25 protein-coding genes are annotated in these 23,832 nt (G+C 69.5%); 18 read left to right on the top strand and 7 right to left on the bottom strand.

Translation table 11 applies throughout. The features are described from left to right. Positions 1 to 101: 101 nt before the first annotated feature. From ACFOYX_RS13240 to ACFOYX_RS13200, 9 genes are all read left to right on the top strand, one after another. Entirely contained in the window at positions 102 to 1,385 is a 1,284-nt protein-coding gene (locus ACFOYX_RS13240; protein WP_322440902.1) for an aromatic ring-hydroxylating dioxygenase subunit alpha, read from the top strand. A gap of 13 nt (positions 1,386 to 1,398) precedes the next feature. Next, positions 1,399 to 1,893, top strand: coding sequence for a hypothetical protein (locus tag ACFOYX_RS13235; RefSeq protein WP_322440903.1), 495 nt, complete (start codon positions 1,399 to 1,401; stop codon positions 1,891 to 1,893). 5 nt (positions 1,894 to 1,898) lie between these two features. Further along, a complete protein-coding gene (locus tag ACFOYX_RS13230) occupies positions 1,899 to 2,705 on the top strand; it encodes a 3-methyl-2-oxobutanoate hydroxymethyltransferase (protein ID WP_322440904.1) in 807 nt (268 codons plus the stop codon). Positions 2,706 to 2,713: 8 nt separating this feature from the next. Next, positions 2,714 to 3,562: an alpha/beta hydrolase gene (locus tag ACFOYX_RS13225; protein WP_322440905.1), complete on the top strand. Its 849-nt coding sequence runs from the start codon at positions 2,714 to 2,716 to the stop codon at positions 3,560 to 3,562. A 519-nt stretch (positions 3,563 to 4,081) separates the two neighbouring features. Further along, positions 4,082 to 5,227: an alcohol dehydrogenase catalytic domain-containing protein gene (locus ACFOYX_RS13220; RefSeq protein ID WP_322440907.1), complete on the top strand. Its 1,146-nt coding sequence runs from the start codon at positions 4,082 to 4,084 to the stop codon at positions 5,225 to 5,227. Then, positions 5,227 to 5,934 carry a 4-carboxy-4-hydroxy-2-oxoadipate aldolase/oxaloacetate decarboxylase gene (locus ACFOYX_RS13215; protein WP_322440908.1) on the top strand — a complete coding sequence of 236 codons (708 nt, stop codon included), beginning with the start codon at positions 5,227 to 5,229 and terminating at the stop codon, positions 5,932 to 5,934. Before ACFOYX_RS13220 ends, ACFOYX_RS13215 begins: the two co-directional genes overlap by 1 nt. Beyond that, positions 5,931 to 6,926, top strand: a complete 996-nt coding sequence (locus ACFOYX_RS13210; RefSeq protein WP_322440909.1) for an amidohydrolase family protein — start codon at positions 5,931 to 5,933, stop codon at positions 6,924 to 6,926. The genes ACFOYX_RS13215 and ACFOYX_RS13210 overlap by 4 nt, the downstream gene beginning before the upstream one ends. Next, positions 6,923 to 7,897 carry a hypothetical protein gene (locus ACFOYX_RS13205; protein WP_322440910.1) on the top strand — a complete coding sequence of 325 codons (975 nt, stop codon included), beginning with the start codon at positions 6,923 to 6,925 and terminating at the stop codon, positions 7,895 to 7,897. Before ACFOYX_RS13210 ends, ACFOYX_RS13205 begins: the two co-directional genes overlap by 4 nt. Before the next feature lie 202 nt (positions 7,898 to 8,099). Next, on the top strand, positions 8,100 to 8,342 hold the full coding sequence (locus ACFOYX_RS13200) for a hypothetical protein (RefSeq protein ID WP_322440911.1): 243 nt from the start codon (positions 8,100 to 8,102) through the stop codon (positions 8,340 to 8,342). Positions 8,343 to 8,524: 182 nt separating this feature from the next. Here the strand turns inward: ACFOYX_RS13200 and ACFOYX_RS13195 are convergent, their stop codons facing one another. Both ACFOYX_RS13195 and ACFOYX_RS13190 read right to left on the bottom strand, forming a co-directional pair. Then, positions 8,525 to 9,229: an FAD-dependent oxidoreductase gene (locus ACFOYX_RS13195; RefSeq protein WP_322440912.1), complete on the bottom strand. Its 705-nt coding sequence runs from the start codon at positions 9,227 to 9,229 to the stop codon at positions 8,525 to 8,527. Beyond that, on the bottom strand, positions 9,183 to 9,500 hold the full coding sequence (locus tag ACFOYX_RS13190; protein ID WP_322440913.1) for an FAD-dependent oxidoreductase: 318 nt from the start codon (positions 9,498 to 9,500) through the stop codon (positions 9,183 to 9,185). The genes ACFOYX_RS13195 and ACFOYX_RS13190 overlap by 47 nt, the downstream gene beginning before the upstream one ends. A gap of 418 nt (positions 9,501 to 9,918) precedes the next feature. Between ACFOYX_RS13190 and ACFOYX_RS13185 the strand changes: the two genes are divergently transcribed. The 4 genes from ACFOYX_RS13185 (at position 9,919) to ACFOYX_RS13170 (ending at position 13,377) form a co-directional block, all read left to right on the top strand. Next, a complete protein-coding gene (locus ACFOYX_RS13185) occupies positions 9,919 to 10,209 on the top strand; it encodes an aldehyde dehydrogenase family protein (protein WP_322440914.1) in 291 nt (96 codons plus the stop codon). A gap of 67 nt (positions 10,210 to 10,276) precedes the next feature. Beyond that, positions 10,277 to 11,392 carry a hypothetical protein gene (locus ACFOYX_RS13180; RefSeq protein ID WP_322440915.1) on the top strand — a complete coding sequence of 372 codons (1,116 nt, stop codon included), beginning with the start codon at positions 10,277 to 10,279 and terminating at the stop codon, positions 11,390 to 11,392. 7 nt (positions 11,393 to 11,399) lie between these two features. Then, the gene (locus tag ACFOYX_RS13175; protein ID WP_322440916.1) at positions 11,400 to 12,914 is read left to right on the top strand and encodes an ethanolamine ammonia-lyase reactivating factor EutA; all 1,515 of its coding nucleotides are present in this window, start codon (positions 11,400 to 11,402) and stop codon (positions 12,912 to 12,914) included. A gap of 160 nt (positions 12,915 to 13,074) precedes the next feature. Beyond that, a complete protein-coding gene (locus tag ACFOYX_RS13170; RefSeq protein WP_322440917.1) occupies positions 13,075 to 13,377 on the top strand; it encodes a winged helix-turn-helix domain-containing protein in 303 nt (100 codons plus the stop codon). A gap of 1 nt (position 13,378) precedes the next feature. Here ACFOYX_RS13170 and ACFOYX_RS13165 read toward each other — a convergent pair whose 3' ends face one another. Beyond that, positions 13,379 to 13,831, bottom strand: coding sequence for an RpiB/LacA/LacB family sugar-phosphate isomerase (locus ACFOYX_RS13165; RefSeq protein WP_322440918.1), 453 nt, complete (start codon positions 13,829 to 13,831; stop codon positions 13,379 to 13,381). A gap of 11 nt (positions 13,832 to 13,842) precedes the next feature. Beyond that, the gene (locus tag ACFOYX_RS13160; protein ID WP_322440919.1) at positions 13,843 to 14,763 is read right to left on the bottom strand and encodes an ABC transporter substrate-binding protein; all 921 of its coding nucleotides are present in this window, start codon (positions 14,761 to 14,763) and stop codon (positions 13,843 to 13,845) included. A 204-nt stretch (positions 14,764 to 14,967) separates the two neighbouring features. Between ACFOYX_RS13160 and ACFOYX_RS13155 the strand changes: the two genes are divergently transcribed. Next, the gene (locus ACFOYX_RS13155) at positions 14,968 to 15,114 is read left to right on the top strand and encodes a hypothetical protein (protein ID WP_322440920.1); all 147 of its coding nucleotides are present in this window, start codon (positions 14,968 to 14,970) and stop codon (positions 15,112 to 15,114) included. A 30-nt stretch (positions 15,115 to 15,144) separates the two neighbouring features. On the opposite strand, the gene ACFOYX_RS13150 is transcribed toward ACFOYX_RS13155, so the two are convergent. Both ACFOYX_RS13150 and ACFOYX_RS13145 read right to left on the bottom strand, forming a co-directional pair. Further along, the gene (locus ACFOYX_RS13150) at positions 15,145 to 16,398 is read right to left on the bottom strand and encodes an FAD-dependent oxidoreductase (protein ID WP_322440921.1); all 1,254 of its coding nucleotides are present in this window, start codon (positions 16,396 to 16,398) and stop codon (positions 15,145 to 15,147) included. Further along, complete coding sequence (locus tag ACFOYX_RS13145) at positions 16,395 to 16,718, bottom strand: 2Fe-2S iron-sulfur cluster-binding protein (protein ID WP_322440922.1); 324 nt, start codon at positions 16,716 to 16,718, stop codon at positions 16,395 to 16,397. Before ACFOYX_RS13145 ends, ACFOYX_RS13150 begins: the two co-directional genes overlap by 4 nt. Positions 16,719 to 16,937: 219 nt before the next feature. On the opposite strand from ACFOYX_RS13145, the gene ACFOYX_RS13140 reads away from it, so the two are divergent. Continuing rightward, a complete protein-coding gene (locus ACFOYX_RS13140; RefSeq protein WP_322440923.1) occupies positions 16,938 to 17,684 on the top strand; it encodes a class II aldolase/adducin family protein in 747 nt (248 codons plus the stop codon). A gap of 12 nt (positions 17,685 to 17,696) precedes the next feature. Here ACFOYX_RS13140 and ACFOYX_RS13135 read toward each other — a convergent pair whose 3' ends face one another. After that, positions 17,697 to 18,908, bottom strand: coding sequence for an MFS transporter (locus tag ACFOYX_RS13135; RefSeq protein WP_322440924.1), 1,212 nt, complete (start codon positions 18,906 to 18,908; stop codon positions 17,697 to 17,699). Positions 18,909 to 19,774: 866 nt separating this feature from the next. Here ACFOYX_RS13135 and ACFOYX_RS13130 point away from each other — a divergent pair. The 3 genes from ACFOYX_RS13130 (at position 19,775) to ACFOYX_RS13120 (ending at position 23,823) form a co-directional block, all read left to right on the top strand. Then, positions 19,775 to 20,881: an extracellular solute-binding protein gene (locus ACFOYX_RS13130; protein WP_322440925.1), complete on the top strand. Its 1,107-nt coding sequence runs from the start codon at positions 19,775 to 19,777 to the stop codon at positions 20,879 to 20,881. Next, the gene (locus ACFOYX_RS13125; RefSeq protein WP_322440926.1) at positions 20,878 to 22,014 is read left to right on the top strand and encodes an extracellular solute-binding protein; all 1,137 of its coding nucleotides are present in this window, start codon (positions 20,878 to 20,880) and stop codon (positions 22,012 to 22,014) included. The genes ACFOYX_RS13130 and ACFOYX_RS13125 overlap by 4 nt, the downstream gene beginning before the upstream one ends. A 75-nt stretch (positions 22,015 to 22,089) precedes the next feature. Further along, positions 22,090 to 23,823 carry an iron ABC transporter permease gene (locus ACFOYX_RS13120; RefSeq protein WP_322440927.1) on the top strand — a complete coding sequence of 578 codons (1,734 nt, stop codon included), beginning with the start codon at positions 22,090 to 22,092 and terminating at the stop codon, positions 23,821 to 23,823. The last annotated feature ends 9 nt before the right edge of the window (positions 23,824 to 23,832 follow it).

Genomic DNA, 23,832 nt, shown 5'->3' with positions numbered 1-23,832 from the left:
CGCCCACGCAGTCCTGACCACAAGCAATCCCAGGCCACACAGGCCCCTTTCATCCCGCCCATCGGTTTGATAGCCCTCAGACAGGTCCTGGAAGGAACGAGATGCTCCGCGCCGAGATCAACGAGCTGCTGACGCGTACCGGCCCCGGCACGCCGATGGGTGAGCTCTTCCGCCGCTATTGGCAGCCCGTGCTGCTGGCCGAGGAGCTACCGTCCAACGACTGTCCGCCGGTGCGCGTGAAGATCCTCTCGGAGCGCCTGATCGCCATCCGCGACAGCAACGGCAACTACGGCCTCATGGACGAGTTCTGCGCGCACCGTGGCGTCTCGCTCTGGTTCGGCCGCAACGAGGAGGGCGGGCTGCGCTGCCCTTACCACGGCTGGAAGTACGACTACACCGGCCAGGCGATCGAGGTTCCGAGCGAGCCGGAGACCAGCAACTTCTGCGCCAACGTCAAGCTCAAGTCCTACCCGCTGGTGAAGCTCGGCGACGTGCTGTGGACCTACTTGGGCGACCCGGAGAAGCAGCCGCCGCTGCCGGAGTGGGAGGCCTACACCGTCCCCGAGGGCCAGGCGTTCACGTCGAAGCGTCTGCAGGAGTGCAACTGGCTGCAGGCGCTCGAGGGCGGCATCGACTCCAGCCACGTCACGTTCCTGCACTCCGGCAGCCTCGACCGCGACCCGTTGTTCAAGGGCTCGAAGGGCAACCAGTACAACAAGGGTGACCTCAAGCCGTTCTTCGAGGTCGTCGACTACGAGGGTGGCCTGCTCATCGGCGCCCGCCGCAACGCGGAGGAGGGGTACTACTACTGGCGCGTGACGCCGTGGGTGCTGCCGAATTTCACGATGGTGCCGCCGCGCGGCGACCACCCGGTGCACGGCCACTTCTGGGTGCCGATCGATGACGAGAACTGCTGGGCCTACAGCTTCGACTACCACCCCACCCGTCCGCTCACCGAGACCGAGGTCGCGGCGATGCGGGCCGGCAAGGGCGTCCACAGCGCGAACGACGCGGCGTACCGTCCGCTCGCCAACAAGGACAACGACTACCTGATGGACCGCGAGGCGCAGCGCCGCGGCGAAACCTACTCCGGCATCGAGGGCATCGCGCTCCAGGACTCCTCCCTGCAGGAGTCGATGGGCCCGATCGTCGACCGGACGAAGGAGCGCCTCGTCGCCACCGACGCCGGCATCATCAAGGCCCGCCAGAAGCTCCGCAAGGCTGCGCTCGCGCTGTCCGAGGAGGGCACCGAGCCGGTCGGCAACCGCGCGCAGGACCAGAAGGTCCGCTCGGTCGCCATCGTGCTCCCGGCCGACCAGTCGTTCGTCGAGGGCATCGGCGAGGCGATGATCGCCAAGCCGGGCGTCCCGCAGACCACCGTCTGAGGCAGGCGCGTCGATGACCGATCAGCAGCTGTCGATCCCGGCAGGCGTCAGTGCGTGCTCCGAGGCGACCACCGCCAGGGAGGCGGCCTTCCGCATCGACTATCCCTTAACGGCGGCCCGCAACACGCGGGTGGTCGCCCTCGACCCGGAGGCGGAGCGGATCGTCCGTCGAGCCTCCGAGCTGGAGTGGGGCCAGGCCCGGTTCTACTCCGTCGTCGACCCGGGCCACACCCTGGTCGCAATGACGGGTGAGTCCGTGCCGCTGGCCGACGCGCTGGAGGACAGCAACACCGTCGTGATGGTCTCCGTCGACGGCGCCAACGTCGAGGCGGTCGGCACCATCGGCGCGGCCTGCAAGGTGCGCGGCATCATGACCGCCGGCCTCGTGGTCGCGCCGGGAGCCCTCACCAGCGAAGCGCTGTTCCACCTGCGGCCGCACGCCCGGATCCTCCTGGTTCCGGCCGAGGAGGACGACCTCACCGAGCTGCTGAGGGCGACGCGCGCATGAGCGGGATGACCGTCCCCCTGCTGCAGGCGATGAAGGCGGCCGGCGAGAAGAGCGTCTGCATCGTCGCCTGGGACTACCAGATGGCCAGGATCGCCGACCGGGCCGGCGCCGACATCATCTCCGTCGGCGACACGGTCGGAGTCAACCTGTGGGGACAGCCGCACCCGCTCGAGATCACCTTCGACGAGCTGCTGGTGGTCGCCAAGGCGGTCCGCCGCGGGGTCAAGGATGCACTCCTGAGCTGCGACTTCCCGTACGGGCCGCTGCAGTCCGGTGACGCGGTGCCTGCCGCGATCCGGCTGGTCAAGGAGGCCGGCGTCGACCTGGTCAAGCTCGACGGCGCCGCTGACTTCCCCGAGGCGGTCGAGGCGGTCACCCGGGCCGGGATCCCGGTCTTCGCGCAGTTCGGCATCACGCCGCAGACGGCGCTCAAGTACGGCGTGGAGTACGTTGCGGCGCACACCGTCCAGGTCCCCGACGAGATGCTCGGAGAGCTTGTCGCTGAGGCCAAGCGGCTCGAGGCGGCCGGTGCAGTCGCCCTCAACTTCACCAACTCGGGGCCGGTGGTCGGCCCGGCCGTCGTACAGGCCGTGTCGATCCCCGTCCTCGGTGGCTTCGGCGGCGGCCCATGGCTCGACGGCCGGATCAGGATGTCCACGGCTGCGATCGGATACTCGGCGAAGTGGCTCGACGAGGAGCCGGACACGTACGCCAACGTCGCGCGGGTCGCGTACGACGCGCTGACTGAGTGCATCACCGACATCCGTGAGGGCCGTCAGATCCGCGGCGGCATCCCCGTTCCGAAGCAGTAGGAGGCGTCATGCCCATCGTCGAGCTCGACGGCATCCGCACGCGCTACGAGACGGTCGGCCAGGGCCCAACGCTGCTGATGTTCAGTCCCGGCGGCTTCGACTCGAGCCTCGAGAACTGGACCTCCTTCGGCCGCTACCGCGACCTGGGGTTCATCGACGCGCTCTCGCCGCACTACACCTGCATCGTCTTCGACCGCCGCGAGTCCGGGCGCTCCGGTGGGCGGCTCGAGCGCCTCTCGTGGGACAAGTACGTCGCCCAGGCGATCGCCCTGCTCGACCACCTCGGCGTCGAGCAGACCCACACGATGGGCGGCTGCGTCGGCTGCTCGACGGCGGCGCTGATCGCTGTCGCACAGCCGGAGCGCGTCCGCAGCATGGTGCTCGTCTCGCCGGCCGGCGGCGTCACCTATCGCGCTGCCCAACACCGCCGGTTCACCCAGCACCTGGGATTCGTCGCCGAGCACGGCTTGGCCGCGGTCGTCGAGCTGGCCCGGTCGACCGGAGCCGGGTTCAGCCAGGACCCGCGGGTCGGCCCGTGGGCGGCGGTGCTGCGCAGCGACGACGAGTTCGCGAAGGCCTACGCCGAGGCGGACCCCGCGCGCTACGCGACTATCGTCAGCGGCACCTCCCGGCTGCTCTTCGACCGCGACACCGTGCCCGGCCCGGAGCCGGAGGATCTTCAGGTGCTCGACGTGCCGGCGCTGATCGTGCCCGGCGACGACACCTCCCACACTCGCTCCGCCGCGCGCTACCTACAGGAGTGCCTGCCCGACAACGACTACTGGGACGTCCCGGTCGCGGAGCAGACCCCCGAGGCGTCGCAGCAGCGCGTGCTGGACTTCCTCGCGAGACACTGATGCTCATCCTCGTCCGCCACGGCGAGAGGGCGTGGAACGCCGCCGACCGGTTCGCCGGCTGGGCCGACATCCTGCTCACGCCGGCGAGGTCCTTCGGGGTCGCGATCGGCCGGTCCCGCAGCACCTGCGTCGCACCGTGGTGGAAGTCGCGGACGAGGAAGACCGGCAGCGCGGTGAACGCGACCCCGTGCTCCCTGGCGGTCAGGTACGTCGTCAGGGCCATCTCGGCGACGTCGCACTCGAGGTCGCGGACCATCTTGCGGAAGCCCTTAATCAGGACCGGCTCGTCAGCGCACGAGAGCGTGTAGCCCGACGGTGTCGCCTCCCCGTCTATCAGCGCGCGGTTGGCGCCCTGGGGGCTGGTGAGGGTCGGCCAGCTCTCGCATGACGCTCCCTCTGGGACGGCGGGGACGGCGGGAAGCGTGGGTGGAGGTGGGCCGCAGAGAGGTTCGTGACCGACTCCACCCGTCGATGATATGTTGGTCAGACCATTCCGCCAATCTGTTGTATGGAGTGCCGATGCCCGACCTGGTGCGCGCGGCGGTGCGGACCGCGCCGCGGACGACAGAGATCCGCGAGTTCCCCCTCCCCGCCGTGGGCGACGACGAGGCGCTGCTGCGCGTCGAGGTCGCTGGGATCTGCGGGACCGACGTGAAGCTGTACGACAACCCCGTGATCGGCGGGCCTGTGATCATGGGCCACGAGAACGTCGGGATCATCGAGCACGCCGGGCCGGAGTTCACCCGGCTGCACGGGGTGAGGGACGGCGACCGCGTCTTCGTCGAGCACTACGTCGGCTGCTACCACTGCGAGTGGTGCCGGATCGGCGAGTTCCGCCACTGCGAGGCGACCGACTGGCGCACCAACTCCGACGCCCGGCGCTACGGCTACACACCGGCGACGAACGACGGGACGCTCTGGGGCGGCTTCTCCGAGTACATGTTCCTGCCCTGGAACGCCGTGGTGCACAAGGTCCCCGAGGGCGTCACCGCCGAGCTCGCCGGCCTCGTGACCCCGCTCTCGAACGGCATCGAGTGGGCGCTGCGCGCCGCGGGCGTCGGCTATTCCGACACCGTCCTCATCCAAGGCCCCGGTCAGCAGGGCCTCTCCCAGGTCGTCGCCTGCAAGCAGGCCGGCGCCTCGCAGATCATCGTCACCGGCAGCGCCCGCGACAAGGCGCGCCTCGAGCTCGCCCGGGAACTGGGCGCCGACCACGTCATCGACATCCTCCAGGAGGACCCGCTCGAGCGGGTCATGGAGATCACCGGCGGCCGCGGCGTCGACTTCGTCCTCGACTGCACCTCCCGGGCCGGGGTCGGCCCGGTGCTGCTCGGCGTCGACGCCCTTAAGCGCCGCGAGGGCGTGCTACTCATCCAGGGCGAGCTGGCGGCCTTCCCCGACTTCCCGGTCAAGAAGATCACCGAGAAGGCGATCACGATCAAGAGCGCTCGCGGGCACTCCTACGAGGCGTGCGAGCTCGCCCTCGAGCAGCTCGCGTCCGGACGCTTCCCGCTCGAGAAGCTGGCGACGCACCGGTTCGCGCTGGAGGACGTCGACTTGGCCATCCGCACGCTCGGCGGCGAGGGCGTCGAGGACGTCATCCACATCTCGCTCCTGCCGGGGATGACCCGCGAGCAGGTCGCTGCCCTGGGAGCGGGTGCCTGATGGCCGGCCTCGTCGTCACCAACCCGCCGCGCGCCGACCGCGCCGTCGTCGAGGGCCTCGCCGAGTACGGCGTCGCCACCATTCACGAGGCGCAGGGCCGCACCGGCCTGCTTGCCTCCTACATGAGCCCGATCTACGCAGGCGCCCGGGTCGCGGGCACGGCCGTGACCGTGTCGGTCGCGCCCTGCGACAACTGGATGCTCCACGTCGCCGTCGAGCAGTGCCAGCGCGGCGATGTCCTCGTCGTCGCCCCCACGTCGCCGTCCGACGCCGGCTACTTCGGCGAGCTGCTCGCCACCGCCCTCGCTACCCGCGGCGTGCGCGGGCTGGTCATCGACGCCGGCTGCCGCGACGTCGCCGAGCTGACCCACATGGACTTCCCGGTCTGGTCGAAATGCGTCTCGGCGGAGGGGACGGTGAAGGAGACGCTCGGCGACGTCAACCTCCCGGTCGTGTGCGCCGGGCGCGTGATCAACCCGGGCGACGTCATCGTCGCCGACGACGACGGTGTGGTCGTCGTACGCCGTGAGGAGGCGGCCGAGGTGCTCGCCGCGTCGAAGGTGCGCGAGGAGAAGGAGGCGGTCTCGCGGGCCCGGTACGCCGCCGGCGAGCTCAGCCTCGACGTCAGCTCGATGCGCGAGCGGCTCGTGCGCAAGGGCCTGCGGTACGTCGACTACGAGGGCCACGTGAAGGAGGCGGAGGCGTGATCATCGACGTGCACGGCCACTACACGACCGCGCCCTCGGCGCTGCAGGAGTTTCGCGACGCCCAGCTGGCGGGCGGTTGCGCCACGCTGGCGCCGGTCTCCGACGACCAGCTGCGCGAGAGCGTCGAGGGCAACCAGCTGCGCATCCTGCGGGAGCGCGGCGGCGACCTGATGGTCTTCTCGCCCAAGGCCTCCGGCATGGAGCATCACGTCCCCGACGCCGCGACCGCTGACGCCTGGGCGCGGGCCTCCAACGACCTCGTCCACCGCGTGAGCGAGCTCTTCCCCGAGCACTTCGCACCGGTCGCTCAGCTGCCGCAGACGCCCGAGGGCAACCTCGCCGGCGTCGTCGCCGAGCTGCGCCGCACCGTCGGCGAGCTCGGCTTCGTCGGCGCTAACCTCAACCCCGACCCGTCGGGCACCTGGGCGGGCAAGCCGATGACGGACGAGTCGTGGTTCCCGGTCTACGAGGTGCTCGAGGAGCTCGACGTCCCGGCCATGGTGCACGTCTCGACGGCGTGCAACCCGAATTTCCACACCCTCGGCGCACACTACCTCAACGCCGACACCAGCGTCTTCGTGCAGCTGCTGCAATCGGATCTGTTCCAGCGCTTCCCGGGGCTGCGCTTCGTGATCCCGCACGGCGGGGGAGCGGTGCCCTACCACTGGGGGCGCTACCGGGGTCTGGCGATGCGCAACGGCTGGCAGGACCCCGCCGAGCTGCTATCGAACGTATTCTTCGACAGCTGCGTCTACCATCAGCCCGGCGTTGACCTGCTGCTCGACGTGCTGCCGGCGGACAACGTCCTCTTCGCCTCCGAGATGCTCGGCGCCGTCCGCGGCGCCGACCCGGACACGGGCGTCGCCTGGGACGACACTCTCACCTACGTGCGCGCCGCCGGCCTGCCGGAGGAGGCACTCGGCAAGGTCCTCACCGACAACGCCCTGAGGGTCTACCCGCGGCTGGCCGCCCGCATCGGAGTACGCGCATGATGCGACGCCTCCCGCTCACGCTCGCATGCGGTGACTACGACCGCACGCGTGCCCTGCTCGAGGGCGACGTCCGGCCCGACGGCATCGACCTCACCTACCTCCGGCTTCCGGTCGAGGAGACGTTCTTCCGCATGCTCCGGCATCGCGAGTTCGACGTCGCCGAGATGTCGTTGTCGACGTACGCGGCCTCGCTGGCGCGGGGGGACCGCCCGTTCGTGGCGCTGCCGGTGTTCACCTCGCGGATGTTCCGGCACTCCTCGGTCTACGTCCGCGAGGGGATCACCTCGGTCGAGGAGCTCAAGGGCGGCGTCGTCGGCGTGCCCGAGTTCCAGCTCACCGCGTGCGTCTGGGTCCGCGGGATCCTCGAGGAGCACCACGGCCTGCCGGCCTCCTCCGTCCGATACGTGACCGGTGGCCAGGAGTCGCCGGGTCGGATCGAGAAGGGCGCCGTCTCCGTGCCGTACGACGTCTCCGCGATTCCGTCCGACCGGACGCTGTCGCAGATGCTCGGTGCCGGCGAGATCGACGCGCTCTACACCCCGCGGGTGCCGTCGACCTTCGGGGCGGGGGTGACCCGGCTCTTCCCCGACGTGGTCCGCGCCGAGCGGGCCTACTTCGAGGCGACCAGGATCTTCCCGATCATGCATGTTGTCGTGTTGCGCCGGGAGGTCTACGAGGCGAATCGGTGGGTCGCACAGGCGCTCCACAAGGCGTTCGTCGCCGCCCGCGACCTGGCCTACGCCGGCCTCTCGGACTCCTCGGCGCTGCGGTTCCTGTCGCCGTGGCTGGTCCAGCACGCCGAGGCCGACCGGGCGCTGCTCGGCGACGACTTCTGGTCCTACGGTCTGGACGCCAACCGGCACGTGCTCGAGGCGTTCCTGCGCTACCACCACGCGCAAGGGCTCTCGCCGCGGCTGCTCACCCCGGAGGAGCTGTTCGCGCCGGAGACGCTCGAGAGCTTCGTCATCTGATGGACGAGCTGCGCCTGCACTCGCATCCTCGGTCGGCGCTGCTCGCCGGGCTGGCCGAGGTGCCCGTCAAGCCGGTCTTCGGCGCCTACGACATCCCGGCTTAACCGTCTCCCGGTTGCCGGAACCCCTCCCCCCCGCATGCGGGGCTGGTCCGCTCGGCCGGGGCTGGCTGGGTGCTGGCCGGCACCCTGTGGACGCCTCGGTGTGCGTCCTGCGCGGTCACGGCATCGTCACGGTCCGGGCCGACGTACCATCGGTGGTCGCGCAGGCGCTGGCCCTCGACGAGCTGCTCTCCGTCAGCGTCGAGCTGGCGCGGCTCGGTGCGACCCCGCGCGACGTCGCCCCGGACGACCTGCCCGACCTCGGGCCGTCGTTCAACGTCGCCGCGCGGTGGCGGCACCACGTCGCGCTGCTGGAGCGGCAGGGCCTCGCCGACTTCGGCTGACCCCGCCCGCGCCCCGCTCAGGAGGCGCGGACGAACTCCCGGAGGGCGACGCTGGTGTCGGCCGCGGCGTCCGCCGGGATGCTGCGGCCGGTGTCGAGCAGCTTGCGGACCGCCATGAGTCGCGGGGCGCGTTGACCGCGTCGATCGAGTAGCCGGCCGTCGCGGTATTAGAGCGCCGAGAACTACTCGCTCGCCGGCTCGCCGCGTAGGACGACCTGGTCGTAGCCGGTGTTGATGCCCGCCATCTGCAGCCTGAGGTCGGCCTGATCGAACCAGAACCACGGGACCCCGGTGCTCGGCGGCTCGACGTCGAGCAGCGTCGCGGCGGCGACCTTCGCCTGCGCGATCGCGTTCTGCACTGACTCCAGGCGCAGCGCGCCGTGCTCGGGGTGGGCGGTGACCGTGCAGTCGCCGGCGGCGACGATGCTGGGGACGCTCGTGTGGGCGAGCTCGTCGACGACGATGCCGCCGACGCACTCCAGGCCGAGCGACTCGGCGAGTTCGGTGTGCGGCACGAGGCCGATGCCGACCACGACGACGTCGGCGGGCAGCACGTGTCCGTCGCAGAGCTCGACGCTGTCCACGCGGCCGTCGCCACCGAAGCCCGCGACCGCCGTGTCGAGGAGCACCTTCGTGCCGCGACGGCGGTGTGCGGCGGCGTAGAACTCGGACATCTCCGGTGCCACGGCGCGCGGCAGCAGCCGTTCCGCGGCCTCGACGACGGTGACGTGCTTGCCGGCCGCCGTCGCGGCCGCAGCGGCCTCCAGGCCGACGAAGCCGCCCCCGACGACCACGACGTTGCCGGCGGCCCTGAGTTCCGTGCGCAGGGCGGCGGCGTCGTCAACGTCGCGCAGGTAGTGGATGCCCGCGAGGTCCGACCCCGGCACCTGCATCCGCCGCGGCGCGCCGCCGACGGTGAGCGCGACAGACCAGGTCGATGTCGTGGTCGCGGTAGAAGTCAGGCCCCCGCAGCACCAGTCCGTCCTCCGGCAGCTTGCCCTGGAGGTAGGCCTTCGACAGCGGCGGACGCTGGTACGGCGCCCGCGACTCGCGCCCGATCAGTGTGATGCCTCCGGTGGCCCCGAGGTCGCGCAGGCTTGTCGCCAACTGCAGGCCGGCCTGGCTCGCTCCGATGACCAGCGTGCCGACCCGTTCCACCGTTCCCCCTTTGGTTAGACCATTACACCTTACATCGAAGGCGGACTCTGTGTGGAGGCGGCGGAGGAACTGGGTGAACGCGTGTCTTTCGGGCGGAAATTTGCGGCGGCTCGACAAATTCGAACGGTCTCAAGAAGGTTAGCGGCGGTGAGTGACTCGGGGTCGAGAGCGCTCTCCGGTCGCGACGCGAGTGCTGCGACCCGGCGAGGGGGGCCACAGCCGACGTCCGGGCGGAGTCTTGAGACTTGATTCGATGATTGGTTAGACCAATAGTCAATTTTTGTGGTACGTTCCTGTGGGGGGCGCCACCCGGGGTCGCGCCAGTCGCTGAAGCGCGATTCGCGGACGTCGTACGAAACCGGGGGAGCGAGCTCCCTTCCCCAGAAAGGGTGATCTTGCTGTGGTCCAGGCCGAGAACGTGACCAGGCCCCAGCGGGGCATGCTGATCGACGGCGAACTCGTGATGGTGCTGGACGGTGCGGTGCTGCCGTCCGAGAGTCCCGCGACCGAGGAGATCATCGGCGAGCTGCCCGATGCGACCGCCGAGGACGTCGACCGTGCCGTGCGGGCCGCCCGCCGGGCGAGCAAGGAGTGGTCCGCGACGGCCTGGTCCAAGCGCGGGGCCGCATCGTACGCGGCGGACCTTCGGCGGAGCGCGGCCAGGCGACGCGCTGAGATCGTCGGATCGCTCCTCAGCGCTCGGACCTGACACTCGCCTGCGGTTGACCTCACCCGGAGCGGTCATACCTTTAACCAGTTGAACTGGAGGAAAATCCGTGGCCAAGGACGCACTCGTCTCCGACGAACTCGCCAAGAAGTTCAAGACCGAGAAGGACTCACCTTACGTGCGCTGGGTGCGCGACGAGGGCCTCGACATCATCGCCGCGCACTACGTCTACGACCTGAACACCGTCGAGCTGAAGCCGTGGGCGCGCCGCGGCGGTCGGGGCGTGTTCATCAACCACGAGGCCTCGCGGACCTCCAACGACTGCTACGTGTGCGAGATCCCGGGCGGCGGGGAGCTCAACCCGCAGCGCCAGCTGTTCGAGGAGATGATCCTCGTGCTGTCCGGCCACGGCTCCACCTCGGTGTGGAACGACGCCGGCCAGAAGGTCACCTTCGAGTGGGGCCCGGGTTCCCTCTTCGCGATCCCGCTCAACACCTGGCACCAGCACTTCAACGGCTCGGGCACGGAGGCGGCCCGGTTCGTCTCCTCGACCAACATGCCGCCGGTCCTCAACCTCTACGACGACGTCGACTTCGTCTTCAACACCGCGCACGACTTTCCGAATCGGTTCGCCGGTGAGCCCGACTACTTCGCGGACAAGGACGAGGTCGACGGCTTGCTGCTGAAGACCAACTTCGTCGCGGACGCGGTCAACCTGCCGCTCATCGCGGCCAAGGAGCGCGGCGCCGGCGGCGGCCACATCCGCTTCTCCATGGCGCGCGGCTCGATGAACAGCCACATCTCGCAGTTCCCGACGGCGACGTACAAGAAGGGCCACCGGCACGGTCCGGGCGCCCACGTCATCATCCTGTCCGGCGAGGGCTTCAGCCTCATGTGGCCCGAGGGCGAGGAGCCCAAGCGCTACGACTGGAAGGCGGGCAGCATGATCGTGCCGCCGAACATGTGGTTCCACCAGCACTTCAACACCGGCACCGAGCCGGCTCGCTACCTCGCCTTCAAGCACGAGGTGGTCTCGGTCCGCAACGCCCAGGGTGTCCCGAAGGCCTGGATCAGCCAGCGCGTCGGTGGTGATCAGATCGACTACGCCGACGAGCACCCGCTGGTGCGGGAGACCTTCGCCAAGGCGCTCGCCGGGAACGGTCTCGTGCCGCAGATGGACGCCGCCTACGAGGCCGAACTGGCCGACCTGCCGCCCAAGCCGTGAGCCGACAGTGAGCGTATGGGTAGGGCACGGGCACCACGACCGGGACGACGACCACGACCATCACGACGGTGAGCCCGACTCCAACGTGATGTGGGTGCAGGACAACGTCGTCCTGCACAGTGTCGGCGTCGACATCGGGTCGGCGACCACCCAGATCGCGTTCTCCCGGCTCCACCTCCGTCGCCACGCGGCCGACCTGACCAGCCGCTACATCGTGGTCCGGCGCGAGCTGGTCCACGACGGCGGGACCCGGTTGACGCCGTACGCCGACGGCAACCTGATCGACGCCGTCGTGCTCGGCACGATGCTCGACGAGGCGTACGCCAGCTCCGGCTGGACCGCGGACGACATCGACACCGGGGCGGTCATCCTCACCGGCGAGGCGCTGCGGCGCGCCAACGCCGAGCTGATCGGCAAGGTCGTCGCGCAGCGGGCTGGGCAGTTGGTCTGCGCGACGGCCGGCCATCACATGGAGGCGCTGCTGGCCGCCTACGGCTCCGGCACGGTGCGCCGCTCGCACGACGAGGCGAGCGTGCTGCTCAACGTCGACATCGGCGGCGGCACCACCAAGCTGACCCTCGTCGAGCGGGGGCGCGTGGTGGGCACCGCAGCGTTCCTGGTCGGCGGGCGGCTCGCGGTCGTCGACGACGGCGTGCTGGTGCGGCTCGAGCCGGGCGGCGCGCGGCACGCGGCCGCCGCGGGCTTCACCTGGGAACTCGGCGGCGCGGTGTCGCCGGCCGAGCTGGTCCACGTCGGCGAGGTCATGGCCAAGGCGGTCGCGGATGCAATCGCTGGCAAGCCCGATCTCTACCTCACCGACCTCCTACCGCTGCCCGACGCTGTCGACGGCGTCGTCGTGTCCGGGGGGGTCTCCGCCTACCTCCACGGCCGCGAAACCCAGTCGTACGGCGACCTCGGGCCCGCCCTGGCCGACGGCCTCCGACGCCGCTTCTCCGAGGGCAGCCTGCCCGGGCCGCTGCTGGCCGGCGAGGAGGCCATCCGCGCGACCGTCGTGGGCGCCTCCGAGCACACCGTGCAGCTCAGTGGCATCACCGGCCATCTGAGCGACCCGGAGGCCAGCCTGCCGCGGCGCGACCTGCCGGTGGCGCATCTCGACGACGCCGTGGGAGACGAGGTTGACGAGGTCGCGGTCGCCGACGGCGTACGGGGGGCGTTCGCGGGGCGCGACATCGGGCCCGACCAGGAGGCGGTGCTCGCCGTGACGTGGGGGGCCGGAGCGCCACGCTACCCGCGGGTCGCGGCGCTCGCCCGCGGGCTCGTCGCCGGGCTGGGCGACCGGGCTGCCGCCGGGCGCACGGTCTACCTCATGCTCGACGGCGACGTCGCGATGACGCTGGGGCGGATCCTCACCGAGGAGCTCGGCGTGGAGGCTGCGCTCGTGGTGCTCGACGGCATCCAGCTGCGGGAGTTCGACCACGTCGATCTCGGCCGGGTCCGGCCGATCTCCGGAAACGTCCCGATCACGATCAAGTCACTGGCCTTCACGCACGGACGGGAATGATCTGGCTGTGCCGTGCGCCTTCCATAGGATGTGGGTGCGGCGCAGGTAGGCCCAGGTCCGAGCGCGGAGCGGCCGAAGCCGCTGCGTCCATCCCGATTGCGGTGCGGGCCGAAAACGTCTCGGCGACCCAGCCGATCATGGGGCTGTTCCCTGGCGAGGGGTGTTCCGCGGCGAGACGGAGATCGACCTGTCCGCGCGGGAGTTCGACATCCCCGCTCTGCTGCTCACCCGCGCCGGGCAGTGCGTGATCCGCTACCAGATCCTTGACGAGTTGTGGGACGGCGAAGCGGACATCCGCTCCAACGGCAGCTCCTCGACGCCACCAACCACGTGCTCGCCACCAGCCCCGGCCTGCCAGCTGGAGGAGTGCCTGCCGCGCGCGGAGTACTGGGACGTCCCGGTCGGCGAGCAGACCGAGCAGACGGCGCCGGCCAGCGTGATGCGGTTTGTCGACGGGGTGTAGGTCAACCGAGTGACTCGCCACGCTCCAGCGCCGCGATCTGGTCCAGGCGGTGCTGGTGCCGGTCTCCCTTGAAGGGGGTGGCGAGCCAGGTCGAGGTGATCTCCGCCGCCTCCTCCGGACCGACCACCTTGGCACCGAGCACGAGGACGTTGGTCTTGTTGTGCGCGCTCGAGATCTCGGCGAGGAACACGGAGTGGCACAGGCCGGCGCGAATGCCCCGGATCTTGTTGCACGCGATCGCCTCTCCGCCGCCGGTGCCGCCGATCACGATGCCTCGCTCGGCGCGAGCTTCCACGACCTGCCGGCCGATGTCGGCGCAGAGCGGCGGGTAGTCCACGACCTCGGTGTCGTGCGCCCCGCGGTCGTCTACCTCGTGACCCTCGGCCGTCAGCCACCGGATCAGCTGAGCCTTCATGGCGACGCCGTTGTGATCCGCTCCGATGACGATCCGCATGGTCTAACTCCTCAAGCGGTCAGCTGGTGCGTGCTCTGCGGGAACAGGTCCGTCACGGCGGGCGGGCGGTCGAGAATCCGCTGGCGTACGGCGTGTGAGATGAGTTGTTCTATCATCGGCCGGTTCGGGGCGATGCCGTACGGGAGGGGATCCTCGCCGGTGAGCTCCATGACCCGCTGGTACATCCGGTCGGTCGGGGTCGGAGCTTCGATCGCGTCCGCGCGCAGCTTCTCGACGTAGCGCCGCTTGGCCTCGGCGAACGCCTCGAACAGCGCGTTCGCCAGCGCGGGATGCGCCTCGAGCAACTCGTCCTTGACGACCACGAGGTGGTTGATGGGGTACAGCCCGCGCTGGCGTAGCGCCGCGAAGGCCGCCTCCTCGGCGTCGGGGATCAGCGGGACCAGTGGGCCGCTCGCCTCGACGCCGACCGCGGCCGCCAGCTCGCCCGTTGTCACCGACGTCTGTAGGTCTTCCCCCGGCCGCATCGCGACCACATTGGCCGGCCGTCGGTACTCCGCGACGTGCTCGTCGCCGGAGGGCACCCACGTCACCTTGTCCAGGTCGACGCCGTACTCGTCGGAGAGGATGCCCCGGGCCCACACTCCCGTCGTGACGGTGTAGCCCCGGTTGACGCCCACCCGGCGGCCCTGCAGGTCGGCCGGGGTCCGGACGCCGGCGGTGGGGTGGTGCACGATGGCGCCATGGTGGAAACCGCGCACCAGGAAGATGGGCAGAGCGGTGAAGCGCTTGCCGTGGGCCCTGGCGCAGAGGTAGGTCGTGAACGCCATCTCGCAGACGTCGAACTCCAGCTCGCGCACCATCCGACGGAACGCCTGGACGAGGACGGGGACCTCCCGGAAGTCGAGGCTGAAGCCCTGGGGTGTGACACCGGCGTCCTTCAGGGCCTGGTTGTTCCCCTGGGTCCGGGTCACGGTCGTGAGATGCAGCGGCGCCATCGTCCTGCTCAGCTCCCTCGTGTTCGCCGGGCTGCCGGAACGTACCCGTACCCCTATGCTGAAGCGACCGTAGCATAACTGTTAGACCATAAGACCACAGCGCTAGTGGAGGTCATCGATGCCGGATGCCGGGACGTGGCGGAGCTGACCCGAATCACCTTCCCGGCCTGATCGCGGTGCGTGTCGGCGACCGGAACGATCAAGGAAACACTCGGGAGCGTCAACGTGCCGCTCGTCTGCGCCGGTCAGCTGGTGCGGCCCGGTGACGTGATCGTGGCCGACGACGAGTTGTTCGCCCCGGAGTCGACCGCGTCGGCGGTGGTCTGAGGGCCGGCGCCGCCTGCCGACGGCGGGGCGTCAGGCCGCAGGCCTCAGGAGCAGCTCCTTGAGGGGCACGTCGGAGGCCGCCGCACCTTCCGCTGGAATCGACATGCCGCTGGCGAGAGCCTTGCGTACCGTCAGGTAGTCGCGGGTGTTGTTGACGGCGTTGATGGCCAGCAGTCTTCCCCCTCGGTAGTACAGGACCGAGAAGCTCTCGCCGTCGGGATCGCCGCGCACCACGAGCTGGTCGTAGCCGATCGGCACACCGGCGATCTGCAGTTTGAGGTCGTACTGGTCCGACCAGAACCATGGCACGTCGGTGTAGGGCTGCTGCCTGCCGACCAGCGTTGCCGCTGCCGCCCGTGCCTGGGCAACGGCATTGGGCACGGACTCCAGACGCATCCGCCCCTCGCCCGTCAGCGGGTCGGGCGCCGCGGTGCAGTCGCCCGCCGCGACGACGGCGGACTCACTGGTACGGGCGTACTCGTCGACCACGATCCCGCCGTCGCACCGGAGGCCGAGCTGTTCGGCGAGTTCGGTGCGCGGGACGACGCCGACGCCGACGACGACCAGACCGGCGGGGAGCAGCTCGCCGTCGACGAGCTGGACGCCGGTAACCCGACCGTGCTCGCCCTCAATCGCGGCGACGCCGGCGCCGAGGCGGATCCGCGTCCCGCGCCGGATGTGCGCCCGTCGGTAGAACTCCGAGATCTCCGGCGCCACGGAGCGGGCGATCAACCGGTCAGCTGCCTCTACCACGGTGACGTTCGCGCCTTCCGATCTGGCGACCGCGGCCACTTCGAGGCCGATGAAGCCGCCGCCGACGACCACGACGTCGCGCGCCGCCGCCAGGTGGGTCCGGATCTGGGCGGCATCGTCGACACCGCGCAGGTAGCAGACGCCGTCGAGGCCGACGCCGGGCACGTGGAGGCGTCGGGGGCGGGCGCCCACGGTCAGGGCGAGCCGATCGAACGTCAGTGTGCGACCGCGATCGGTCAGCGCGGTCCCGGAACCGGGTGGGCCGGAGGGGGAGAGGTGGAGCCGGGTGACCCGCTCCGCGGCCAGCACCGTGATCCGCTGCTCGGCATAGAACGACCCGGTGCGCAGTGGGAGGGTGGCGATGTCCGCGGTCCCGGCGAGGAACGCCTTGGACAGCGGAGGGCGCTCGTACGGGGGGTGCGACTCGGCACCCACGACGGTGATCGCTGCGTCGTGACCGTAGTCCCGCAGGGAGGCGGCCAGATGGACACCGGCCTGGCTCGCGCCGACGATCAGTACCCCGCCGTTCACGGCTGGTCTTCCGGCACCTCGACGGTGATCCCGTCCAGGGCCTCGGTGAGTTTTATCTGGCAGGACAGGCGGCTCGTGCTCCGGCGGTCCGACACGCCGAGGTCCAGCATGTCGTCCTCGAGGTCGTTCGCCGGGCCGACGAGTGCCGCGAAATCCTCGTCCACGTAGACGTGGCACGTGGCGCAGGACAGGTTGCCCCCGCACTCCCCGATGATGCCGGGGACACCGTTCCTTACGGCGGTCGCCATGACCGAGTCCCCGACCGCTGCGTCGATCGTGCGCCGCGAACCGTCGAGGGCGACAAAGATGACCTTGGGCACTTTCGCGTTCCTCTCGGCTGCATCTCGCGTCCTGCGAATGGTATGACCATACTACCCTAAGCCGCCGACGGGTACTCCGGCGGCGAGGAAAGGGTTGCCGACCCGGAGGAGTGCCTCTTGCGGTCCGGGCCGCGCTCAGCCACTGTGGTGGGTCCGTGGCGCTCCCCGTCCGGCGGTGATGCCGCGGGTCGACGTCAGCATCCGGCCGAATGGAGCCCTGTGACCATTCCCGCCGAACTCGCTGACCCGCGCCGGACCGTCGCCCTGGCATGCCGCATCCTCGCGAACTCCGGCCTGGTGGAGGACATCCTCGGCCATGTCAGCGTGCGGGTGGGCCACGACCGGATGCTCGTCCGGTGCCGGGGACCGCAGGAAGAGGGTCTGCTGTTCACCCTCGACCGGGACGTGCACCTGGTGGACCTCGATGGGAGCGGTGACCTTCCGGCGGGCTGGGTGGTCCCCAACGAGCTGCCGATCCATGGCGAGCTGCTTCGGGCACGGCCCGAGATCGACGCGGTCGTGCACTGCCACCCGCCTGCGGTGCTGCTGGCCGGGGTGGAGAAGGTGCCGCTGCGCCCCGTCTTCGGCGCCTATCACATCCCCGCCGCTCGTCTCGCCGTCGACGGAATACCGGTCTATCCGCGGGCTGGTCTCGTACGCCGCCCCGAACTCGGCCGCGAACTCGTCGAGACGATGGGGTCGTCCACCGTGTGCCTCATGCGGGGTCACGGGATCACCACCGTCGGGTCGGGAGCGCACGCCGTCGAGCAGGCCGTCGTGCGCGCGTTGGCCGTTGACGTACTCGCCCGGGTCAGCGTCGAGCGGGCACGGCTCGGCGACCGGGCGGCCGACCTCACCGCGGAGGATCTCGCGGAGCTGCCGGACCTCGGCTCATCGTTCAACGACCTGAACATGTGGCGTCATCACATCGCCCGACTGCGGCTGGCCGGGCTGGCGTTGGAGTAGGAAGGCGGTACGTCACGATGTGGTCGCGGGCTCCGCCTCGGCCGGCTCCGGCGCTCGGACGCGGCGCAGTTGTGGCAGCACCGCCAGCGCGGCGAGTCCTGCGGAGATCCCGGCGACCAGGAGACCCGCCCTCGCCCCCCACTGCTCGCAGACCCATCCGGTGATCGGTCCGCCCAGCGGGGTGCTGCCGAGGAAGACGATGCCGTGCAGGGCCATCACCCGGCCCTGCATCGTCGCTTCGGCGCCGAGCTGAAGCAACGTGCGGGCGAGGGTGTTGACGCAGATGTTCGCGACGCCGAGGCCGACCATCACCACCAACGCGATGCCGAGTCCCGGCGCGAGGGCGGCGATCAGGTTGACGGCCGCGAAGACGCCCGTCCAGACGAGCAGCGACCAGGCGGTGACGCTCGCGCGGGCGGCGCTGGCGAGCGCCCCGAGTACGGCGCCGGCCCCGAGCGCCGATGTCAGCCAGCCGTAGACCTCGGGACCGCCGCCGAAGGTGTCGCGTGCGAGCAGCGGCAGCACCACGCGGAAATTCTGGCCCAGCAGGGCCACCACGGCGACGAGCAGCATGCAGGCTCGTAACTCCGGGTGCTGCCAGACGTAGCGCAGGCCCTGCCGTGCCTGGCCGCTCTCCCGCAGTGCGCGCGGCCGGCGATGGAGTTGCCGGGGATCCACCCGTACCAGGCCGACCAGGACGGCCGCGAAGGACAGCGCGTTGATCGCGAAGGCCGCCCCGACGTTGACGCCGGCGATGAGGAGGCCGGCGACGGCGGGGCCGACAAGGCGCCCGGCGTTGTGGACGGTGGAGTGGAGCGCCTGGGCGTTGACGTAGTTCTCGGGCTCGACCAGCTCGGTGATGAACGCGTGCCGCGCGGGCACGTCAATGACGGTGACCAGACCCAGTCCCAGCGCGAGCAGGTAGACCATCCAGAGCGTCACCGCGTGCGACAGCACGAGCGCCGCGAGCGCCGCGGCGAGCAGGGCGCTGACCGCCTGGGTGACCATGATCGCCCGACGCCGGTCGATCCGGTCGACGAGTACGCCGCCCCACAGGCCGAGGAGGAGCATCGGCAGGAACTGCAGCGCGCTCGCGACACCCAGCGCGACGGGGGAGTGCGACAGGTCGAGCACCAGCCAGTCCTGCGCGACCCGTTGCATCCAGGTGCCCGCGACGCTCACCGCGTGCCCGACGAAGAACCGCCGGTAGTTGGGTACGGCCAAGGAGCGGAACGTGCGCTGTCGTGCCGCCACCAAGTGGTGGACCAGCAATCCGCCGAGTCGACGCAAGAGGTCCCTCCCCGAGATTGGCCCAATGGTATTACGTTCTAGCCGAGGCGGGGCTCCCGGGCAATGCGCCCCTCACAAGGCGGATCGGTCCCGCCTCGCCCGCCAGACCGACATGTCGACGAGGGGGGACCATGGAGACAACGGTTGCCGTCAGCGTGATCCACCACCTCGGGCCGCTCGGCGCGGGCCAGGTCGGCAAGACGGCGAACAATCTCGTGCACTGGGCGTAGATCTGCGCGATAACCGAGGCCCCGGAACTCGCCCGCCGGTTCGGGTCTCCGTACCCGTCCTGCGCCGAGCTCTCATCGATGGCCGACCGATTCGCGCAGGCTGCGCGAGCTGGACCAGATGCGGCTGACCTGGCACGCGAAGGGCCTAGCCAACACGGCTGCCATGGCGCATTGTATACAACCTGACATTCCCATCGCCGAGACGGCCCGCGAGGTTCTGCGCGGATCGCGGTAGGGGGCGCCGCCCGGGTGCTAGCAGGAGGTCCGCTCCACCCCTTGCCCGACGCGTAACATTCCGGTAAACATTTGGATCAAAGATTAGACCTTTAGTCCCCTGGTGCTATTGACTGGCGTGACGCGGAACACAGGAGGCAACAGTGCGCGACGACTACCTGCCCGGCGTGCTCGCGAACGAGAAGCGGCACGGGGGCTGAGCCCAGGAAGAACGCGGCACGCACACATCGATTTCACGCGGGGGAACCACACATCCACATGTCGCTGGGCAGGCAGGCGCTCGCCCACAGAGCTCGCAGGAGAGCAGCGATGCGACACCACGTAATCGTCAGATCGGTGGCCATCACGGCCGCCGCCCTCCTCCTTGCGGCCTGCGGCGGATCGCCCACGGCCTCCGACAACGGGTCCGCCCGCGGCAACGACGCGGCAAAGCAGACCGCGGCGAAGGCGCAGGAGGTCTACGACCGCATCAACGGCCTCACCGGGGAAGAGCGGCGCAAGACCCTCGTCGAGCTTGCCGAGAAGGAAGGCAAGCTCTCGATCTACACCTCCAACACCGACATGGACAAGTTGGTCGAGGGGTTCGAGGACGCGTACGACATCGACGTGAGCGTCTACCGGGGGAACTCGGAATCGGTCCTCCAGCGGATCCTGCAGGAGCAGCAGGCGAACTACCTCGGCAACGACTTCGTCGACACCAACGCCGGCGAACTCAACATCCTGAACAAGGAGGGAAAGCTCTACCCCTACAAGGGCGAGCTGCGCGACAAGGTCCGCAAGGAGGGCCAGGCCGAGGGCTGGACCGCCTCCCGGTTCAACGTCTTCGTCGTCGGCTGGAACACGAACCGGGTCAAGCCCGGCCAGGAGCCGAAGTCCTTCGAAGAGCTGGCCGACCCGAAGTGGAAGGGTCAGGTCTCGATGGAGGTCGGCGACGTCGACTGGTTCGCCGGCCTGTACAAGTACTACCAGGACCAGGGCAAGTCCGAGGCTGAGGTCAAGGACCTCTTCACGAAGATCGCCGCCAACTCCAAGGTCGCCAAGGGTCACACGACCCAGGGTGAACTACTCTCCGCCGGCCAGTTCGGCGTGACGGTCTCGTCTTACAGCCACACCGTGGACAAGGCTGCCGACAAGGGCGCGCCGGTGACCTGGCACCCCGCCTCGGGTGTCCCGGTCCAGCCGATCCTCGTTCGCCCGAACGGCGTGGCGCTGATGAAGACGGCCACCAACCCGGCGGCCGCGATGCTCTTCGCGGACTGGGAGCTCACCGAGGGGCAGAAGATCCTCGCGGACGCCTTCCGCATCGGGTCGATTCCCACCGGCAAGGACCCGCTGGCCGGCCTGAAGGTCGTCGCCGTGCCCGAGCAGGAACTGCTCGACAACGCCAAGAAGTGGGACAGCCTGTACGCCGAAATCCTCGAGGCTGGGCAGGAGATCAAATGAAAACCGTAGGACTCTGGCGCCGGGGGAGACTGGCGTGCGTGCTCGCGGCCGGCATCGCGCTCACCCTCGTCGGTGGCTGCGGCGGCTCGCCCACGGCGGGCGGTCCGAAGGCCGGCGGTAGCGACGGGCCGACGGCCGCGGAGAAGGTCTACGCCGAGATCGCCGGACTCTCCGGCAAGCAGCGGCGGGACAAGCTCGTCGAGCTCGCGGAGAAGGAAGGCAAGCTCGACCTCTACACCTCGATGACCAGCGATGTCGCCGACGCCGTGACCGGGGAGTTCAGTGACAAGTTCGGCATCGACGTCAACGTCTACCGGGCCGGATCGGAGACGGTGCTGCAGCGGATCCTGCAGGAGCAGGGCGCCAACTTCCGGGGCAACGACGTGGTCGAGACCAACGCGAACGAACTCTTCGCGTTGAACAAGGAGCACTTCCTCGCCGAGTACAAGGGCGAGCGGCGCGATCTCGTGCCGGAGGCGGGACGGTTCGAGGGGTGGACCGCGACCCGGTTCAACCTCTTCGCGCCGAGCTGGAACACCAAGCTCGTCCCCGCCGGGCAGCAGCCCAAGACGTGGGAGGATCTCGCCGACCCGAAGTGGGACGGCAAGCTCTCCATGGAGCTGGCCGACTACGACTGGTACCTCACGCTCTACGGCTACTGGAAGAAGCAGGGCAAGAGCGATGAGGAGATCGACCGACTCTTCGCCGCGATGGCTCAGGGGGCGAAGATCGCCAAGGGGCACACCGTCCAGGGCGAGCTCCTGTCGGCCGGGCAGTTCTCGGTGGTCGCCTCGAACTACTCCTACATCGTGGAGCGCGCGAAGAAGAAGGGCGCACCGGTCGACTACCTGCCCTTCGTGCAGCCCGTGATCGCCCGCCCCAACGGCGTCGGACTGATGAAGACCGCCCAGCACCCGGCGGCCGCGATGCTCTTCGCTGACTGGCTGCTCGAAGAGGGGCAGAAGCTCCTGGTGGACGAGGGACTGACGCCGGCCATCGTCGAGGGCAACGACCCGCTCAAGGGCGTGGAGATCGTCCCGGTGGACGTGAAGACGCTGGTCGAGCACGGCGACGAGTGGAGCAAACGCTACGAGAAGGTCGTGTCCAACGGCGAGCAGGTCAAGGACAAGTAGCTGATCGCGGGCGGCGGCGCAGTCGGCGCCGCCGCCCGCCTGATCCGGTAGACAGGCTCCAGGAAGGGTGAGGGCATGACCACCACGGCATCACCGGCCTTGCCGGCCACGAAGCCGGAGATCCGACGAGCGCGCCGGTGGTGGCCAACTCCGAAGCTGCTCATCATCGTCGCAGTCGTCGGAGTCATCGGCTATCTGGCTCTCGTGCCCCTCTACTACCTGCTCTGGGGCACCTTCTTCGACGCCAACGGCTTCAGCCTGGGCGGCTTCGCCCGCGCGTACGGCGACGGGCGAATCGGCGGCTTGGTCGCGAACTCGCTGTGGTTCGCGATCGGGGCGGCCGTCCTCGCCCTCTTCGTCGGCACCTCGCTGGCCTACCTCAACGTCCGCACGGACGTGCCGTTCAAGGCGTTGTTCTTCGCCGCGTCCATCATTCCGTTGATCATTCCCGGCATTCTGTACACCATCGCCTGGATCTTCCTGGCCAGCCCGGACATCGGCCTGCTCAACAAGGTGATCGAGCCAATCTTCGGGCACGGCGTCGTCCTCGACGTCTTCACCGTGTGGGGGATGATCTGGGTCGAGGGACTGCACCTGTCGCCGATCGTGTTCCTCCTGATGGTGGCCGCGTTCCGCGCCATGGACCCCTCGCTGGAGGAGTCGGCGCTCATGAGCGGGGCCACCCGGTTGCAGGTCTTCCGCAGGATCACCGTGCCGCTGACCCGTCCGGCGATCATCGCCGCGGTGCTCATCATGACGGTGCGCAGCCTGGAGAGCTTCGAGGTGCCGGCGCTGCTCGGTCTGCAGAACGGCATCTACGTCTTCACCAGCCGCATCTACTTCGTCCTGCGGACCTATCCGCCGGACCTCGGGGCGGCCGGCGCGCTGGCGTTCGGGCTGCTCGTGCTGGCGATGATCGGGGTGGCGATCTCCAACCTCGCGGGCCGGTCCGGGAAGAGCTTCCAGACCGTGACCGGTAAGGGATTCCGGCCCCGCCCGATGGAGCTCGGCCGGTGGCGGCCGGTGATGGGAGTCGCGATCCTCGCCTACTTCTTCTTCACCGTCGTCGGGCCGCTGCTCGTGCTCCTGTACACCTCGTTCCTCAAGTTCTACCAGCCGCCATCGGCCGCGGCGTTCAAGTCGATGTCGCTGGACAACTACCGCCAGCTCCTGCACTTGTCCCAGGCGATGACGGCGCTGAAGAACTCCGTCTACCTCGGCCTGGGCTCGGCCACCCTGGTGATGGCCGGTATGGCCATCGCCGCCTGGATCGTCGCCCGGTCGCGAATTCCCGGCCGGCAGCTCGTCGACCAGCTCGCCTTTATGCCGCTGGTGATCCCCGGCCTCGTCCTCGGACTCGCGCTCTCCTTCGTCTACCTGCGCAGCCCGATCCCGATCTACGGGACGCTGTTCATCCTGCTCATCGCCTACTGCACCCGCTACATGCCCTACGGCATGCGCTACGCGGTCACGTCGATGCAGCAGATCTCCGCCGAACTAGAGGAGTCGGCCCAGGTCAGCGGCGCAAGCTGGTGGCAGACCTTCCGCCGGGTGCTGCTACCGCTGCTGTCGCCGGGTCTGGTGGCGGGCTGGATCTACATCCTCGTGGTCTCGTTCCGCGAGCTGTCGAGTTCGATCCTGCTCTACAGCCCCGGCAACGAGGTGCTCTCCATCCTCATTTTCGAACAGTACGAGAACGGTCAGTTCACCGTCCTGTCGGCGCTTGGCGTCGTCATGGTGCTCACCCTCGTCGTTCTCGTCACCGTCGCTTACAACCTCGGTGCCAAAGTCGGGCTCAAGCAGGACTGAGCCGCCGCG

It is taken from the genome of Micromonospora sp. GCM10011541, from assembly GCF_042650725.1.
In the GTDB taxonomy this organism is placed as follows: domain Bacteria; phylum Actinomycetota; class Actinomycetes; order Mycobacteriales; family Micromonosporaceae; genus Micromonospora; species Micromonospora sicca.
The sequence above is the reverse complement of the archived record's forward strand: the minus strand, read 5'-3'. Positions and strand labels throughout refer to the sequence as shown.

Excerpts from the sequence above, each read along its gene's own strand:
- ACFOYX_RS13240 (WP_322440902.1), top strand. The coding sequence starts at position 102 with ATGCTCCGCGCCGAGATCAACGAGCTGCTGACGCGTACCGGCCCCGGC.
- ACFOYX_RS13235 (WP_322440903.1), top strand. The coding sequence starts at position 1,399 with ATGACCGATCAGCAGCTGTCGATCCCGGCAGGCGTCAGTGCGTGCTCC.
- ACFOYX_RS13230 (WP_322440904.1), top strand. The coding sequence starts at position 1,899 with ATGACCGTCCCCCTGCTGCAGGCGATGAAGGCGGCCGGCGAGAAGAGC.
- ACFOYX_RS13225 (WP_322440905.1), top strand. The coding sequence starts at position 2,714 with ATGCCCATCGTCGAGCTCGACGGCATCCGCACGCGCTACGAGACGGTC.
- ACFOYX_RS13220 (WP_322440907.1), top strand. The coding sequence starts at position 4,082 with ATGCCCGACCTGGTGCGCGCGGCGGTGCGGACCGCGCCGCGGACGACA.
- ACFOYX_RS13215 (WP_322440908.1), top strand. The coding sequence starts at position 5,227 with ATGGCCGGCCTCGTCGTCACCAACCCGCCGCGCGCCGACCGCGCCGTC.
- ACFOYX_RS13205 (WP_322440910.1), top strand. The coding sequence starts at position 6,923 with ATGATGCGACGCCTCCCGCTCACGCTCGCATGCGGTGACTACGACCGC.
- ACFOYX_RS13165 (WP_322440918.1), bottom strand. The coding sequence starts at position 13,831 with ATGCGGATCGTCATCGGAGCGGATCACAACGGCGTCGCCATGAAGGCT.
- ACFOYX_RS13125 (WP_322440926.1), top strand. The coding sequence starts at position 20,878 with ATGAAAACCGTAGGACTCTGGCGCCGGGGGAGACTGGCGTGCGTGCTC.
- ACFOYX_RS13120 (WP_322440927.1), top strand. The coding sequence starts at position 22,090 with ATGACCACCACGGCATCACCGGCCTTGCCGGCCACGAAGCCGGAGATC.